The following is a 16,311-nucleotide window of genomic DNA, read 5'->3' as shown; positions in this document are numbered from 1 at the left end:
GTTCCTTAGACAGCTCCACTTCACAACCGGAGGCCTTCACCTGTCTCAACGACCCGCCGACTCACCAACCAACGGGACAACCTCCCTGGACATCACACCTAGGCCTTGAGCGCCTCGTAGACGTCCTCGATCGCGGCGGACGGGGCGCCCTTGGCGAAGCGGGCGGTGGCGTCGGCGAGGACCTCGTGGGCGCCGCTCTCGACGCCGTCCAGCGCGGCCTTGGCGATGTCGGCCGGGTTCTCCTTGGGGGCCGTGACGGCGGAGGCCATGTCGGTGTCGACGTAGCCCATGTGCAGGGAGGTGACGCCGATGCCGCGGCCGAGCAGCTCGATCCGCAGGGCGTTGGACTGCGACCAGAAAGCGGACTTCGTGGCGGCGTACGCGCCGTGGTACGCGACCCAGGACAGGGCGGACAGCATGTTCAGGATCTGGCCGCCGCCGTTGCGCTCGATCACCGGCACGAAGGCGCGGGTCAGCTGCAGCGGGCCGAAGAAGTTGACCTCCATCAACTGCCGGACGTCCTCGATCGGGCTGCCCAGGTAGGTGTTGCCGGGGATGTCGAGGCCGGCGTTGTTGACCAGCACGGTGACATCCGGCGCCGCCTTGACCAGGGCCTCGATCGAGGCCTCGTCGGTAACCTCGAGCGGGAGCGTCACGACGCGCGGTTCGGTGCTCGGCTCGGGCTTGCGGGAGGTCGCGTACACCTTGGCGACGCCGCGGGTGAGCAGGTCGTCGACGACGGCCTTGCCGATGCCGCGGTTGCCGCCGGTGACGAGGACGACGGCGCCTTGCAGTGAGGTCATGGGGTGCTCCGGGGTTCGAGGATGCGGGAAACTGATCTGTTTCCTCAAAACATACACCGATCGGTTTCTTCGATCAAAACGGGACGGTACGCTCGACGTATGAAGAGCCAGGCGACATCCCGTGAGCGGCTGCTGGAAGCCGCGAGCGAACTGTTCTACCGCGACGGCGTGAGCATCGGCGTCGACGCACTCTGCAAGGCGGCCGGAGTCTCGAAGAAGTCGATGTACCAGCTGTTCCGGTCCAAGGACGAGGTGATCGCGGAGAGCCTGGCCGCCCGCGGTCCCTACTACAACGCCCTGCTGCTGCCGAGCCCGGACGACGAGCGCTCGCCGCGGGAGCGGATCCTGTCGGTCTTCGAGCGCGAGGACGAGCTCGCCGCCAGCAACGAGTACTTCGGCTGCCCGTTCGTGTCCACCGCGACCGAGCTGAAGAACCCGGAGCACCCCGGCAGCGTCGTGGCCCGCCACTTCAAGCAGGCGCTGACCGACTTCTTCCGCGCCGAGCTCGTCCGGGCCGGCGCCGAGGACGCGGACACCCTCGCGATCCAGCTCACGATGATCTTCGACGGCGCCGGCGCCCGTGCGGTCGTCCGCGCCCAGCCGCTGCGCAACGTCGGCGTCCAGCTCGCGAGCACGGTGCTCGACGCAGCCGGCGTACGCGACGAGCAGCTCGCCGCGCACGCCCGCTAGACCCTCAACTGGCCAGCGCCGCCAGCTCAGCACCCGCCAGCAGGAACGCACCCACCCCGAAGTCCGCCGTCGAGTCGTAGGTGACCGGCTGGCTGGACTCCGGCCGGTCGCCGACCTTCTGCACGTACCCGAGGAACCCGTCGGGATGGACGGCCGTGGCCACCATCCCGTTCCACGCCTTCGCCGCCGTCGCGCGATAAGTTGCCGAGGGCACCAATCCGGTCCGGACGGCGTACGCCGTCGCGTAGCAGAAGAACGCCGTCCCGCTCGTCTCCGGCCCCGGCAGGTGGTCGGGGTCGCCGAGGTTCACGTTCCAGAACCCATCGGTCCGCTGGATCGGCCGCAACGCACTCACCAGCTGCGTCAGGGTGCTCTTGTACTCGGCAACGTTCGCTTGCCCGGAAGGCAACGCCTGAAGGGTTTTCGCGTGCCCGGCCGCGACCCACCCGTTGCCGCGCGACCACAGCACCGGCTTGCCGTTCGGCGACACGATCTTGCCTGGCAGGAAACGGTCGTCGCGGTACCAGAGCCCGCTCGACGGCGCCCACAACCCGCGCCGCCGCTTGGTGTCGTTGTAGAGCTGGTAGAGCTTCGACCAGTACGCCGGATCGTTGCGCAGCCGCCCGATCCGGGCGAACGGCGGCATCGCCATGTGCAACGCGTCGTCCCACCACCAGTCGTCGACCTTGGTGCTGTTGACCATCCGCCGCAGCGTCTCGGTCGCGGCGGTCAGCTTGTCGGGTGACGGCTCCACGTCGTACAGGTCGAGGTAGGCCTGGATCGCGTTGTGGTTGTCCGCGTGCCGCGTCTGCACGCCCTCGCGGATCCCGTACCGGTGCTTCTCGGCCCAGCTGCGCGTGTAGTCGAGGTAGCGCTTCTCTCCTGTGAGGCGGTACGCCGCCATCAGGCCGCTGAAGAAGGTGGCGCGGGCCCAGCCGTTGTCACCGGAGTCGGCGTGGCCTGCGATCCACAGGTCGGCGACCCGGCGGACCAGGGCGATGATCTGCGCCCGCGACGGGACGACGTCGGAGGGCGGTCCGGCGTACGCGGTGCTGGTGACGGAGGGTAGTGCCGGGGCGGCCAGAGCGACGGTTCCGAGGGTCAGGAACTGGCGTCTTCTCATGGGACAAGACCTCACTTCGTTCCAGAGGAGTGGGACAAAAAAGTCTTTCGTTCCACAGTGAAGTTTCTTCGTCTTTGGATATTGACGGGTTCACCCTGCGTCGTCAAACTTCCGAAAAGACCCTGCGGTAATGGGGGAATCGCAGCGTCCTCCCGCCCCCGGAGAACAGGACATCCGCCCATGCGAAGCAAGCCCATCCTGCTGGCCGCGGCCTGTGCCGCGCTGGTCGCCGGCACACTCAGCAGTCCCGCCGTCGCCGCGACCAAGGCCGAACCGGCCCCGGCCGCGCCGTCCGCCGTACTGGCGCCCGCCGCCTTCACCCACCCCGGCGTCGGGGTGAGCAGGCCACAACTCGACTTCGTCCGCGCCAAGGTGCAGGCCGGGGCGCAGCCCTGGACGAACGCCTTCAACCAGGCGAAGAACAGCGCGTACGGTTCGCTCAGCCGGACCGCGAAACCGCGCGCGGTGGTCGAGTGCGGCTCGTACTCGAACCCGAACTACGGCTGCACGGACGAGCGCGAGGACGCCATCGCGGCGTACACCGACGCGCTGATCTGGTACATCACCCGCGACGACCGGTACGCCCAGAAGGCGATCCAGCTGATGGACGCGTGGTCGGCGACGATCCGCGACCACACCAACAGCAACGCCCCGCTGCAGACCGCGTGGGCCGCGTCGTCGTGGCCCAAGGCGGCCGAGATCATCAAGCACGTCTACGGGAACTGGCCCAACCAGGCCCGGTTCGGCACGATGCTGCGCAACGTGTACCTGCCCGAGATCATCAACGGCTCCAACTCCAACGGCAACTGGGAGTTGAGCATGACCGAGGCGATCCAGGGCATCGGCGTGTTCCTGGACGACCGGGCCGTGTACGACAAGGCGATCTCGCTGTTCCGGGTCCGGACGCCCGCGTTCGTGTACCTGGAGTCCGACGGCGCGCTGCCGCGGACGAAGCCTTCGCAGAACCTCGACACCCGGGACAAGATCATCGCGTACTGGCAGGGCCAGAGCACGTTCGTCACCGGCCTGACCCAGGAGACCTGCCGCGACTTCGTCCACACCGGGTACGGCATCTCGGCGATCTCGCACGTGATGGAGACGTCGTACATCCAGGGCGAGAACCTGTACCCCGAGTTCGGTGAGCGCCTGCGCCAGGCGCTCGGCTTCCAGTCCAAGTGGGAGCGCAACCTCGAGCCGGTCCCGTCCTGGCTCTGCAAGGGCACCCTCAACCGAGGCCTCGGCCCGATCACCGAGGTCGGCTACAACGGCCTCCACACCCGCCTCGGCATCGCGATGTCCAACACCCAGGCCCTGACGGAGTCCCGCCGCCCGGCGGGCTCCAACAACCTCTTCGTGGCCTGGGAAACCCTCACCCACGCAGAGAACCCGAGCTAGTCGGTCCACGGCACAGCGCCCCCGGATGATCTCCGGGGGCGCTGTGCTGTCCGCTCAGACCTGGGGTTCGCCGCGTTTCCAATAGCCCTGGAAAGAGATCGCGGTCTTGGGGAGGCCGACGGTGTCGACCAGGTGGCGGCGGACGGCCTTGATCATGCCGGACTCGCCGGCGACCCAGGCGTAGTCGACGTCGTACGGGAGCTCGGCGGCTTTGAGGGCCTCGGGCAACGACTTGGGTGCGCCCTCGACGGGCGCGATCCAGGTGATGTCGGCGGTGCCCGGGGTCGGGAGCGGGCGGAGGTCGCGCAGGTCGGGGACCTGGACGAAGACCGTGGCGTGGACCGTCGGGGGGAGCTGCTCGAGGATCGACGCGAGGGCGGGGAGCGCGGTCTCGTCGGCGACCAGGACGCGGCGCAGGCTCGTGGCCGGGGGCACGTAGTCGACGCCCGACTGGAGCAGCCCGCGGGTGCTGGTGGTGTCGACCTCGAAGGGGACGATCAGCCCGACCGTGTCCCCCAGCTCGACCGAGCTGACCCACGCCGAGGCCGGGCCGTTGACCCCGTGCAGGACGAACTCGATGTCCAGCTCGGCCACCTCGGGCCGCAGCGCGCGGATCGTGTACGTGCGCATCACGAACCGCTCGTCGGCCGGCATCGCGCACCACTCGGCGTACCACTCAGGTCCCTGGGGCAGGATCAGCTCGCCACCGTCCGGCGGCGTGAGCAGCACCTTGATCCGCTGGTCCGGCCCGGCCGGTACGACGTCCGCGAGCCGCGGCGCGACGAACGTCACCTTCCGCAGGTGCGGACTGAGGTCTTCGACCGCCGCCACGCTCACCAGGACGGAGTCGAACGTGATGGGACGCTCGAGCACTGTGGTCATCGCAGGGTCTCCGCACCGAAAGTAGTGACAAAGCAGGGGTCCCCAGATGCGGCCCGGTAGCGAGCGGGCTATTCTGAGGCGTCTAGAGGTAAGCCTTACCTAAGAGGATCCCAAAAGTCCAATGACCTCGCCGCCCGCCGCCGTCTCCAGGCCGGCCACCACCCCCCGTTCGGACAGCGCGAAGCGCCGGCCGGCCGTCCGCCGGACCACCCTGGTCGCCGGGCTGCTGGTGGCGGTCGCGCTGCTGCTGGTGGTCTGCCTGCTCAGCATCGCCGTCGGGTCGAAGCAGATCCCCCTCGGTACGGTGCTCGACGCCCTCCGCCACTACGACGAGACGAACACCGACCACGTGATCGTCCACTCGCTCCGGATCCCGCGGACTCTGATCGGTTTGCTGGTCGGCGCCGCCCTCGGCCTGTCCGGCGCGCTGATGCAGGGCGTCACCCGCAATCCGCTGGCCGATCCCGGCATCCTCGGCGTGAACGGCGGCGCCGCGCTTTTCGTTGTCGGCGGCATCTACTGGTTCGGCCTGACCAGCCTGACGGCGTACGTGTGGCTCGCCTTCGCCGGCGCCGCGGCCGCGTCCGTCGCGGTCTACACGCTCGGCTCGCTCGGTCGTGAGGGCGCGACCCCGGTCAAGCTTGCGCTGGCCGGCGCAGCTCTGACCGCGATGCTCGGCTCGCTGACCACCGCGCTCCTGATCGGCGACGTGGACACGTTCGACCAGTTCCGGTTCTGGTCGGTCGGCTCACTGGCCGGTCGCGGCTCGGACATCGCCGCGCAGGTCGCGCCGTTCATCCTGATCGGCATCGTGCTCGCCCTGGTCTCCGGCCGCCTGCTGAACGCGCTGTCCCTCGGCGACGACGTCGCCCGCTCTCTCGGTCAGCGCGTCGGCCTGGCCCGCGTGTTCACCGCGGTCACCGTCGTCCTGCTCTGCGGCGCGGCCACCGCTGCCGCTGGACCGATCGGTTTCATCGGCCTGACGATCCCGCACGTCGCCCGCCTGATCACCGGCCCGGACTACCGCTGGATCCTGCCGTACTCGATGATCCTGGCCCCGATCCTGCTGCTCGGGTCCGACGTGATCGGCCGCGTCGTCGCCCAGCCCGGCGAGCTCCAGGTCGGCATCGTCACCGCCGTGATCGGCGCGCCGTTCTTCATCGCCCTGGTCCGCCGCCGGAAGCTGGCGGACCTGTGATGACCCAAGTCACCGACCTCACGCCCGCCCAGATCATCACCCGGGCCCGCACGGTCCGCCAGGCCCGCAACCTGGCCGTCACGCTCGTCGTCGCCGTACTGGTGTTCGCCGCGTTCTGCGTCTCGCTGTCGCTCGGGGACTTCAAGATCCCGGTGATCGACGTGGTGAAGACGCTGTTCGGCCAGGGCGACAAGGCGACCGAGTTCATCGTCAACCGGCTCCGCCTGCCGCGGGCGCTGACCGCGCTGCTGGTCGGCGCCGCGCTCGGCATGTCCGGAGCGATCTTCCAGAGCATCGCCCGCAACCCGCTGGCCAGCCCGGACATCATCGGCGTCACGTACGGCGCCAGCGCGTTCGCCGTGTTCGCGATCGTCACGCTCGGGCTGACCGGGCCGGCCGTGGCCGGGATGGCGATCCTCGGCGCGTTGCTGACCGCGTTCACGATGTACGTGCTGGCCTGGCGGCGCGGTGTGTCGAGCTACCGGCTGATCCTGGTCGGGATCGGCATCGGCGCGATCGCGACCAGTGTCACGTCGTACCTGCTGACCAAGGCGCGGGTCGAGATCGCGCAGCAGGCGCTGATCTGGCTGACCGGCAGCCTGAACGGGCGGGACTGGTCGCACGTCCGGATGATGGCGATCACGCTGGTCGTGCTCGCGCCGTTCGTCGTGGTGCTGGTGCACCGATTGCGGATCCTGCAGCTCGGCGACGAGACGGCGTACGGGCTCGGGCTGCGGGTCGAGGGCTCGCGGCTCGGGCTGATCGTGATCGCCGTGCTGATGGCCGCGGTCGCGACGGCGGCGGCCGGGCCGATCGGGTTCGTCGCCTTCGTGGCGCCGCCGATCGCCCGCCGGCTGACCCGTTCGCCCGGTCCGGCGATGGTCGTGTCGGCGCTGATCGGCGCGCTCGTGGTGGCGCTGTCGGACCTGATCGCGCAGCACGCCTTCGGTGACACCCAGCTGCCCGTCGGTGTTGTCACCGGAGTGGTCGGCGCGCCGTACCTGATGTTCCTGCTGGCCCGGTCGAACCGGGTGGGGAGTGGTGGCTGAGAGATGGAGAACCCTGTGGACCACAGTCTTTCCGCCAACGATCTGGCGGTCGGCTACGACCAGCGCGAGATCATCCACGACCTGTCGGTGAAGATCCCGACCGGCAAGATCACGGTGATCGTCGGCGCGAACGCGTGCGGCAAGTCGACGCTGCTGAAGACGCTGGCCCGGCTGCTGAAGCCGTCCCGGGGCACGGTGATGCTGGACGGCAAGAGCATCCAGCAGGTGTCCACCCGCGAGGTCGCGACCAAGCTCGGGCTGCTGCCGCAGTCGCCGACCGCGCCGGAGGGGATCACCGTCGCCGACCTGGTCGGCCGCGGACGGTACCCGCACCAGGGCTGGATCCGGCAGTGGACGAAGGCCGACGACGAGGCGGTCGCCGCGGCGATGATCTCGACCGACGTGCTGGAGATCGCCGACCGGCCGATCGACGAGCTGTCCGGCGGTCAGCGCCAGCGGGTCTGGATCGCGATGGCGCTGGCCCAGGAGACCGGGATCCTGCTGCTCGACGAGCCGACCACGTTCCTCGACCTGACCCACCAGTTCGAGGTGCTCGACCTGCTAGTCGACCTGAACCGCAGCCAGGAGCGGACGATCGTCCTGGTGCTGCACGACCTGAACCAGGCCTGCCGCTTCGCCGACCACCTGATCGCGATGAAGGACGGCGCGATCGTCTGCGAGGGCAACCCGCGCGAGGTGATCACCGAGCAGATCGTCGAGGACGTCTTCGGGCTGGCCGTGAAGATCGTGCCGGACCCGGTCGCCGGTACGCCGATGGTCGTGCCGATCGGGCGGCACACCACGCGCGAGGACGCGCCGGCGGCCGTCGTACAGGACACGAATCCTGCTGCCCGAGCACTGGCTGCGAGTGCGCTGGCCAGCGGGATCTGCCGGCCGACGGACCGGTAGTCAGCTCTTCCTGGTCCGGAAGACGATCAGGCCGGCCAGCAACGCGCCCAACGTGCCGAGCGCCAGGTCGCCGAGCGTGTCCGTGTACGCCGTCTGCAGCTCGTTCGAGTGCCGGATGAACGCGTAGTACTCACCGACCTCCCACACCACCGCGGCGGTGGCACCGAAGCCGAGGGCAACGAACGCCGTCAGCCCGCGCGAGAGCGGCCGAGGCGCGAACGCAAGCAGTACGCCGGCCGTCAGGAATCCCCACAGCACGAAGTGCATCGCGTCGTCCCACCACGGCACGGTGTCGAACAGGTTCAGCCGGTTGCCGACCAGGTCGATGAGCCAGGGCAGCGTGATCAGCAGGTCGGCGGTCCACGGGAAGCGCTGGTGTAGCTTCGACCGGGTCCGCCCGGCGGCCCACCACCACAGCGGCAGGACCATCGCGCCGATCGGGTAGACGACCAGGCGCGCGGTCGAGGCCTTGCCCTTGATCCCGCTCAGGTCGGGCCAGATCAGGGCCGTCAGCAACAACAGGAACAGGGCCGCCTTGGCCGCCAGGGCGGCGTACCGGACCCACCCGGCGGTCCGGGCGGACGGGAGCGTGGTCGCAACCATCGTCGTCATGCCTCCCAGTCAAACCTGGCCGGGCGGTGGCGCGGATGAGTGGAACTACGCGAAAGCCCCCGGATGCGTCGATTGTGACGCACCCGGGGGCTGGACAGCGGTAGGTCAGCTGACGCTGATCAGGTCGACCACGAAGATCAGGGTCTCGCCGGGCTTGATCGCGTTGCCCGCGCCCCGGTCGCCGTAGCCCAGGTGCGGTGGGATGACCAGCTTGCGGCGGCCACCGACCTTCATGCCCTGGACGCCGGTGTCCCAGCCCTGGATGACCTGGCCGACGCCGAGCTGGAAGGCCAGCGGCGCGCCCCGGTTGTACGACGCGTCGAACTCCTCGCCGGTGGAGTGGGCCACGCCCACGTAGTGCACGTTGACGCGGGAACCGGCCTTGGCCTCGTCGCCGTCGCCCTCGGTGATGTCGGTGATCTCCAGATCCGCCGGCGGCGGGCCGTCCGGAAAGTCGATCTCAGGCTTGTCAGTCATGTCACCAGCTAAGCAGATCGGGACGCCGGTCAGGCGTCGAGGGTCTCGCGGAGCTTCCCGGCGAATGCTTCGGGCTGTCCCGGCATGCCGTACTCGTCGCCGAGGAAGCCGCCGTGGTTGGACGGGAAGACCACCGGCGTGAGCCCGAGCTTCGCGGCGATCGCCTCGCCGCCACGGCGGGCCATCTGCGTGCCCGACTCCTCGCCGACCGCGACCACCAGGCGGTCGGTCGCCTTGCCGAGCGCGTCCACGTCCGGCCGGTACGACGTACAGCCGCGCAGGTTCTGCCCGATCAGCGCGTCGTTGCGGCTGCCGTCGTCCTCGCTCGGCAGGCCGAACATCGCCGGGTCCGGCGCCGGCTGCTTCAGGTACTCGTCGGTGAACTCGCCCTCGAAGCTGGTGATCGCGATGAACTTGGCCATCGCCTTGCCGGAGCCCTCGCGCTGGTAGGTCTGGTAGATGTCCTCGCAGGCGGCCAGCGCGGCCTCGGAGTCCGGGAGCAGCGCGGCCAACGGCGGCTCGTGCGCGACCAGGCGGCGTACCAGGTCGGGCCTCTGCGCGAGCAGGCCCAGCGCGTTGACCGCGCCGCCGCTGCTCGCGAACACGTCGACCGGGCCCGCGTCGAGCGTCTCGATCAGCGCCGCGAGGTCGGCGGCGTGCTGGTCCGGGGACAGCTCGCCGCCGTCGTCGGTCCGGGTGCTGCGCTCGACGCCGCGCGGGTCGTAGGTCACCACGGTCCGGTCCTCGAAGTACGACGCCAGCGTCGGGAACCCGCTCGCGGCCATCGGCGAACCGATCAGCAGCAGCACCGGCTGGGTGCGATCGGCGAGATCACCGCGGACGTCGTACGTCAGGACGGCCCCGGGGACCTCGAGTGTGTGGCTGACGGGATCCGGCATCTCAGCTCCTCAGAACGGACTTTCCTGGACCCTAGCGGTGCCGCGGTGATCCTGAACAGCACTACTCTCGGTGGTCATGCGAAACAAAGTCGTGGCTCTGCTCGCTGCCCTCGTGCTCGTCTCCGGAACGCCGACCGCGCAGGCTGCCGCCGAGAACTACGGTCAGTACTCGCTGATGTTCGAGCGCTCCGCCGGGCAGTACTGGGCCGGCGGTACGGCGGCCGGCCAGTGGGCCTGGACCCCGCTGACCGCTGACTCGGCCGACATCTCGTGGGGCGACCCGAAGGCGTGGCCGCCGAAGTCCGCCGAGCACTTCGTCCGCGACGGCGACTGGGTCCTGCTCGACGGCTACAACGACGGCGCCGGGCGTCCGCTGACCCAGATCCAGCGGGTCACGTCGGAATCGATCGGGACCGCGAGCTGCACGAACATGACGCCGATCCCGTCGGCGGGCGGTCGCCAGCACTACGTGAAGTGGACGATCCCCTCCAGCGGCTACTGCCTCGACGCGACCGGCACGATCAAGCCGCCGAACGGCTCGACGACCGTCACGTTCCGCCATCGCCAGAAGTGGCTTCCGCCGCACCCGTGCTCGAATCCCTCCTTCGCGAACCAGACCTGCATCACCCAGGTCGAGCAGTGGTGGGACGACAACAACCATCCGTACTCGCTCCAGCTCTCGAGGTCCCTGGAGCTCGCCCGAGGCCTCGGGATGGCCTTCACCAACCGCACCACCGTCCCGGTGAACTGGAACGCCGACGGCAAGTACTACTGGCACTACTGACCCCGGGCGTCGAGACTGGGGTGGTGAGCGAGTCGCCGGACATCGATCGGATGCGGTCGAGTGTCGGTCAGCCGGCGCGGCGGCTGATCCAGCGGATCTCGGCGCTGCAGGCTCGGGCCGAGGAGCTCGTCGAGCGGCCGGGCACGCTGCGTGCTCAAGCGCGGGACCAGTTGCGGTCGCTGACGCGGCGACAGGTGCAGAGCGAGCTGGACGGGCTGCCGGTGGCGTCGCTGCAGGAGGTCGTGGGAGCGCGGTTCGTCGGCGTACTGGAGGAGGCTCGGTACGCGACGATCGGGCGGCTGGTCGGTGTGTCCGACGAGGAGCTCGTCGCGCTGCCGGGGATCGGGCCGAAGACGGCAGCGAAGATCAGCGCCGCGGTGCGGACCGTGGTCTCGGACGTTGCCGGTTCGTCGCGGTTCCGGATCGATCCTGATCGGCCGGACGCGCAGCAGGAGAAGTTGCTGGCGACGTTGGCCGCCGTACGGCGTGCTGATGCCGCCGCGGCGGAGCTGATCGGGCCGGCGCGGGAGATGGCGAGTACGGCGCGTCCGTTGCTGGACGCCGCGGGCCCGGCGCGGGGGCGGCTGCGGTTGTGGCTGACCGGGCGGGCGAAGAAGCGGGCGGCGCTGGAAGCGTTGAGCCGGCTCGAGGTGATCGACTCGAATCCCCGGACCGCCTGGCTGGAGGCGGAACTGGCGCGGCACGCGGCGATTGTTGCCGAGGGCGACTTGTGGGGCGAGTACGCCACGGACGCCGCGTCGTACCACGCGATCTTGTCGACGGTCGGCGAGGTCGCGGTCGAGGACGAGGCGGCGCGCGGGTTCATCCCGGACGAGCTGCGGCAGCGGATCACCGCCGTACCGCTCGACACGTCGCTGATCAGGTCGACGTTGCGGGGCTATCAGGTGTTCGGTGCGCAGTACCTGATCCACCAGCAGCGGTCGATCCTCGGCGACGAGATGGGACTCGGCAAGACGATCCAGGCGCTGGCCGCGGCGGCGCACCTGGCGGCTCGGGGACAGCAGCGGTTTCTGGTGGTCTGTCCGGCGAGTGTGCAGATGAACTGGCTGAACGAGATCGCCAAGCACACGCAACTGCAGGCGCACAACCTGCACGGCGCGGGGCGCGAGGGCGTCGCCCAGCGGTGGCTGCGCGACGGCGGCGTCGCGGTCACGACCTTTGGCACCTTGGGCAGCCTCGATTCGGTCGTGGGCAGCGAGGTCGCCCTGCTGATCGTCGACGAGGCGCACTACGTCAAGAACCCGAAGGCCCGTCGCTCGAAGGTCGTCGTCACGGCGGTCGACGCCGCTCAGCGCGTGGTGTTCCTGACCGGTACGCCGATGGAGAACCGGGTCGAGGAGTTCCGCACGTTGGTCCGCTACCTCCAGCCGCTCACCGCAAAGGGGCTCAAGGCAACGGATGCCGTGGCCGGCGCCAAGCAGTTCCGCCGCGCGGTCGCTTCGGTCTACCTGCGCCGCAACCAGGAGGACGTGCTCACCGAGCTCCCCGAGAAGATCGAGATCGACGACTGGGTCCTGCCGGGTGCTGCCGATCAGACGGCGTACGTCGCCGCCGTCCGCTCCGGCAACCTGATGCGGATGCGCCAGGCCGCCTTCGAAACCCCTGACTCCGCCAAGCTCGAACGCATCGCGGAAATCGTCGAAGAAGCCCGCGAGGACGGTCGCAAGGTCATCATCTTCTCCTTCTTCCTGAACGTCCTCGACCGCATCCAGCAGGCCGTCGCCCCCACCGCCGGCTCGATCCGCGGCGCCGTACCGCCCGCCGAACGCCAGCGCCTCATCGACACCTTCACCACCACCCCCGGCCACGCCGTACTCCTCAGCCAGATCGAGGCCGGCGGCGTAGGCCTCAACGTCCAGGCCGCGTCGGTCGTCATCCTCGCCGAGCCCCAGTGGAAACCCAGCACCGAGGACCAGGCCATCGCGCGAGCCCACCGCATGGGCCAGATCCGCACCGTCCAGGTCCACCGCCTGCTCGCCAAGGACAGCGTCGACGAACGCATCCGGGAGATCCAGGAGAACAAACGCCTCCTCTTCGACGAGTACGCCCGCCAAAGCGAAGCCAAGACCTTGGACCCCCGAGCCGTCGACACCCTCAACCACCTCACCGACACCACCCGCCCCCTCCAGGACCGAGTAGTAGAAGCAGAACAACACCGCCTGGGCCTCACCCCAGAACGCTCACCCGTCCAGGACAAGCTGTAGAAACGCCGAAGCGGCCGGCCCCCGGGAGGGAGCCGGCCGCTTCGAAAGACCTACTTCTTGACCGTCTTGTTGTACTGGTCGATCTGGGGCTTGATGGATTCTGCGGCGACCTTCATGGCCACGGCCGGGTCGGTGCCGAGGACTGCTTTTTCGAGGCCGTCCTCGGAGGCCTTGCGGGCCTGGGGCATGACGCCGAGGATGCAGCCCGAGGACGCGTTCGACGGCTTGGTGTTGTGGAGCTGGGTGATGGCGGTGGTGAACTGCGGGTACTGCGCGACCCACGCCTTGTCCTCGGGGAGGTCGAGGGCCTTGGAGTTGATCGGGAAGTAGCCGGTGCCGGTGTGCCAGGCGGCCTGCTGCTCAGGGGAGGAGGCGAACTTCACGAACTCCCACGAGGCGCGCTTCTCGGCGTCGGAGTGGCCGGGGCCGTCGACCCACAGGGAGGCGCCGCCGATGATCGGGCCGCCGGTGCTGTCGGCGGACAGCTTCGGGAACGGCGCGGTCATCACGGTGAACTTGCCCTTGGCGGCGTCCAGGTAGCCGCGCAGCGAACCGGTCGACTCCAGGTGCATCGCGGACGTGCCGGACTTGAACACGGCCTGCGCGTCGTCGGTCTTCTTGCCGGTGTTCGGCATCAGGCCCTGCTTCACCATCTGCTGGTACCAGGTCGCGACCTTCACGCCCTGCTCGTCGGCGAAGTTCACCTGCGTCGCGAGGTCCTTGCGGCCGTTCTCGTTGTCGCAGTACGTCGTACCGGACTGCGCGATCAGCTGCTCGACGAACCAGCCGTAGATCGCCGCGTTGAAGCCGTACTGGACCGTCTTGCCGCCCTGCTTGACGGTCAGCTTCTTCGCGGCCTCCATGATCTCGTCGAGGTTCGTCGGCGGCTTGGCCGGGTCCAGGCCGGCCTTCACGAAGGCTTCCTTGTTGATGTAGAGCAACGGCATCGACGTGTTGAACGGCATCGAGTTCAGCTTGCCGTCGATCGAGTAGTAGTTCGCGATGTTCGGCTCGATCGAGTCCAGCGTGTAGCCGTCCTTGTCGGCGAACGACTGGATCGGCACGGTCTGCTTGGAGTCGATCATGAACCGCGAACCGATGTCGTAGATCTGCACGACGGACGGGGTGTTGCCCTGCTGCACCGACGTCTTGTACTTCGTGATCGTGTCGTCGTAGTCACCCTGGTAGACCGCGGTGACCTCGATCTTGCCGCTGTTCTTGGCGTTGAACGCCTTGACCAGCTTGTCGACGGCCTCGCCGTTGGCGCCCTTCATGCCGTGCCAGAACGTCACCTTGGTGACGCCGGTCGCGTTGTCCAGCGCGCTCGCGTCGGGCGCGTCCTGCCCGCCGCTGGAGCCGCCGTCGCCGGAGTCGCTGCCCCCGCAGCCGGCCGCCACCAGGGCGAGCACCGCCAGCAGGGACGCCGCGGTCGCCGTACGCCGTTGTCGGATCGATCGCATGCTCAATACCTCTTTCATCAACGAATCGCGCCCGCGGTCAGCCCGCGGACGATGAAGCGCTGGCCGAAGATCACGATGGCCAGGGTGGGCAGGATGGACAGGGTGACGCCGGCCAGGATCAGGCCCGGGTCGGCGGCCTCGGCGTCGTTCAGCTGGCTGATGCCGATCTGCAGCGTCCGGCGGTCGGCCGAGTCGCCGATCAGCAGCGGCCAGAAGAACTGGTTCCAGGCGGCCAGGAAGACGTACAGCCCGACCGCCATCAGGGCCGGCTTGTTCAGCGGAACCAGGATCCGGGTCAGGAACCGCCAGTGCCCGGCGCCGTCGATCGTCGCCGCGTCCCGCAGCTCCACCGGGAACTGCAGGAACGACTGCCGCAGCAGGAACACCCCGAAGGCGTTGGCCAGGAACGGCAGCACCAGTGCGATCATCGTTCCGGCGTACGACGCGGTCAACCGCTCGCCGCCGAGCTGCCAGCTGGTGATCGTCAGGTAGTTCGGCAGCACGATCGACTCCCACGGCACCATCAGTGTGGCCAGGAAGAGCCCGAACAGCACGGTCCGGCCCCACATCTTCATGAAGACGAACGCGTACGCCGCCAGCACGCTGGTGATCAGCTGCGACAGCGTGATGATCGACGTCTGCAGGATCGAGTTCAGGTACTGCCGGCCGATCGGCGTCCCCGACGACGACGCGCCCTCGTAGTTGCCGGTGAAGATGCCGTGCGGGAACAGATCCGGCGGGTACGCCGAGATCTGGCCGGGCGACATGATCGAGCCCGCGATCACGTAGTAGACCGGGAAGACCACAGCCAGGGCGGCCACGATCAGTACGGCGTACGTCACCAGCCGTCTGGCGGTCAGGTTCCTCACTTGTAGTGCACCCGCCTCTCGAGGACGCCGAACTGGATCGCGGTGCAGGCCAGCAGGATGACGAACAGCACGATCGCCTGCGCCGACGCGGCGCCGAAGTCGCTCGCGTTGTTCGCGAACGCGGTGTGGTAGATCGAGTACACGAGCGTCTTGGTGGACTGCTCGGGACCGCCCTCGGGGGTGAGGATCTTGATCTGGCCGAAGCCCTGCAGCGACTGGATGGTGGAGATCACCACCAGGAAGAACAGCTGCGGGCCGAGCAGCGGCACGGTGATGAACCGCGACGCGCGCCAGCCGCCGGCGCCGTCGAGCGTGGCCGCCTCGTTGATCTCCTGCGGGATCGCCCCGATCCCGGCCGAGAGCACGAGCACGTTGTAGCCGATGCTCATCCAGACCGTGGTGATCGCGACGCTGATCAGCGCCCAGGACGGGTCGGTCAGCCAGCCGATCCGGTCGACCCCGAACCTGCCGAGGACGCCGTTGGCCAGCCCGATCGCCGGGTTGTAGATGGTCGCGAAGATGACCGACGCGCTGGCGACCGAGAAGGCGAACGGCAGCGCGAAGGCGGTCCGGAAGATCCGGATCCCCTTGATGTGCTGCTCGAGCAGCAGCACGATCGCGAGACCGCCGAGAACGCCGGGGATCACGGTCAGCAGCACGAAGGCGAAGGTCACCCACAGGATGTGCCGGAACTCCGCCGAGCCGAGCATGTCACGGTAGTGCTGCAGCCCGACGAAGGCGTCCGGCCGGCCGAACAGGTCCGAGCCGTGCAGGGACAGCGAGACCGATTTGCCCAGCGGCCAGACGATGAACAGCGCGAAGATCACGACGCAGGGCGCCAGCATCAGCCAGGACAGCAGGGACGCGGGGGTGGGCCGGCGACGCAGGGGTGCCGGTGCCGAACTTGTAGTCAATCGAGTACCTCCAGTAGGGCGC

General features: G+C 68.8%; 16 protein-coding genes. 7 read left to right on the top strand and 9 right to left on the bottom strand.

The features are described from left to right. Positions 1-98 precede the first annotated feature (98 nt). A complete protein-coding gene (locus ABD235_RS36635) occupies positions 99-803 on the bottom strand; it encodes an SDR family oxidoreductase (protein ID WP_344182689.1) in 705 nt (234 codons plus the stop codon). A 99-nt stretch (positions 804-902) separates the two neighbouring features. On the opposite strand from ABD235_RS36635, the gene ABD235_RS36630 reads away from it, so the two are divergent. Next, positions 903-1,493, top strand: coding sequence for a TetR/AcrR family transcriptional regulator (locus ABD235_RS36630; protein ID WP_344182687.1), 591 nt, complete (start codon positions 903-905; stop codon positions 1,491-1,493). A 4-nt stretch (positions 1,494-1,497) separates the two neighbouring features. On the opposite strand, the gene ABD235_RS36625 is transcribed toward ABD235_RS36630, so the two are convergent. After that, positions 1,498-2,616: a glycoside hydrolase family 88 protein gene (locus ABD235_RS36625; protein ID WP_344182685.1), complete on the bottom strand. Its 1,119-nt coding sequence runs from the start codon at positions 2,614-2,616 to the stop codon at positions 1,498-1,500. 180 nt (positions 2,617-2,796) lie between these two features. Here ABD235_RS36625 and ABD235_RS36620 point away from each other — a divergent pair, with 180 nt between their 5' ends. Next, a complete protein-coding gene (locus ABD235_RS36620) occupies positions 2,797-4,011 on the top strand; it encodes an alginate lyase family protein (protein WP_344182683.1) in 1,215 nt (404 codons plus the stop codon). A gap of 54 nt (positions 4,012-4,065) precedes the next feature. Here the strand turns inward: ABD235_RS36620 and ABD235_RS36615 are convergent, their stop codons facing one another. Next, positions 4,066-4,893, bottom strand: coding sequence for a siderophore-interacting protein (locus ABD235_RS36615; RefSeq protein WP_344182681.1), 828 nt, complete (start codon positions 4,891-4,893; stop codon positions 4,066-4,068). Positions 4,894-5,014: 121 nt separating this feature from the next. On the opposite strand from ABD235_RS36615, the gene ABD235_RS36610 reads away from it, so the two are divergent. From ABD235_RS36610 to ABD235_RS36600, 3 genes are read left to right on the top strand one after another with little or no spacing between them, the layout of a single operon-like run. Continuing rightward, complete coding sequence (locus tag ABD235_RS36610) at positions 5,015-6,091, top strand: FecCD family ABC transporter permease (protein ID WP_344182679.1); 1,077 nt, start codon at positions 5,015-5,017, stop codon at positions 6,089-6,091. Continuing rightward, positions 6,091-7,140: a FecCD family ABC transporter permease gene (locus tag ABD235_RS36605; RefSeq protein WP_344182677.1), complete on the top strand. Its 1,050-nt coding sequence runs from the start codon at positions 6,091-6,093 to the stop codon at positions 7,138-7,140. Before ABD235_RS36610 ends, ABD235_RS36605 begins: the two co-directional genes overlap by 1 nt. A 3-nt stretch (positions 7,141-7,143) precedes the next feature. After that, entirely contained in the window at positions 7,144-8,049 is a 906-nt protein-coding gene (locus tag ABD235_RS36600) for an ABC transporter ATP-binding protein (protein ID WP_344182675.1), read from the top strand. Here the strand turns inward: ABD235_RS36600 and ABD235_RS36595 are convergent, their stop codons facing one another. The 3 genes from ABD235_RS36595 to ABD235_RS36585 all read right to left on the bottom strand — a co-directional run bounded on the left by ABD235_RS36595 (position 8,050) and on the right by ABD235_RS36585 (position 10,037). Further along, positions 8,050-8,661 (bottom strand): DUF2238 domain-containing protein, encoded by a 612-nt coding sequence (locus tag ABD235_RS36595; protein WP_344182673.1) that lies wholly within the window; start codon positions 8,659-8,661, stop codon positions 8,050-8,052. 105 nt (positions 8,662-8,766) lie between these two features. Then, complete coding sequence (locus ABD235_RS36590) at positions 8,767-9,138, bottom strand: FKBP-type peptidyl-prolyl cis-trans isomerase (protein ID WP_344182671.1); 372 nt, start codon at positions 9,136-9,138, stop codon at positions 8,767-8,769. A 29-nt stretch (positions 9,139-9,167) separates the two neighbouring features. Beyond that, positions 9,168-10,037, bottom strand: coding sequence for an alpha/beta fold hydrolase (locus ABD235_RS36585; protein WP_344182669.1), 870 nt, complete (start codon positions 10,035-10,037; stop codon positions 9,168-9,170). Positions 10,038-10,113: 76 nt separating this feature from the next. Between ABD235_RS36585 and ABD235_RS36580 the strand changes: the two genes are divergently transcribed. Further along, positions 10,114-10,821: a hypothetical protein gene (locus ABD235_RS36580; protein WP_344182667.1), complete on the top strand. Its 708-nt coding sequence runs from the start codon at positions 10,114-10,116 to the stop codon at positions 10,819-10,821. Positions 10,822-10,844: 23 nt separating this feature from the next. Continuing rightward, complete coding sequence (locus ABD235_RS36575; protein ID WP_344182665.1) at positions 10,845-13,046, top strand: DEAD/DEAH box helicase; 2,202 nt, start codon at positions 10,845-10,847, stop codon at positions 13,044-13,046. Positions 13,047-13,096: 50 nt separating this feature from the next. On the opposite strand, the gene ABD235_RS36570 is transcribed toward ABD235_RS36575, so the two are convergent. From ABD235_RS36570 to ABD235_RS36560, 3 genes are read right to left on the bottom strand one after another with little or no spacing between them, the layout of a single operon-like run. After that, positions 13,097-14,506, bottom strand: a complete 1,410-nt coding sequence (locus ABD235_RS36570; RefSeq protein WP_344182663.1) for an ABC transporter substrate-binding protein — start codon at positions 14,504-14,506, stop codon at positions 13,097-13,099. A gap of 17 nt (positions 14,507-14,523) precedes the next feature. Continuing rightward, entirely contained in the window at positions 14,524-15,375 is an 852-nt protein-coding gene (locus ABD235_RS36565) for a carbohydrate ABC transporter permease (RefSeq protein ID WP_344182661.1), read from the bottom strand. Further along, positions 15,372-16,289: a carbohydrate ABC transporter permease gene (locus ABD235_RS36560; protein ID WP_344182659.1), complete on the bottom strand. Its 918-nt coding sequence runs from the start codon at positions 16,287-16,289 to the stop codon at positions 15,372-15,374. The genes ABD235_RS36565 and ABD235_RS36560 overlap by 4 nt, the downstream gene beginning before the upstream one ends. Between the last annotated feature and the right edge of the window lie 22 nt (positions 16,290-16,311).

It is taken from the genome of Kribbella lupini, from assembly GCF_039529595.1.
GTDB lineage: Bacteria > Actinomycetota > Actinomycetes > Propionibacteriales > Kribbellaceae > Kribbella > Kribbella lupini.
This window is presented reverse-complemented; position numbering and strand designations above follow the sequence as displayed.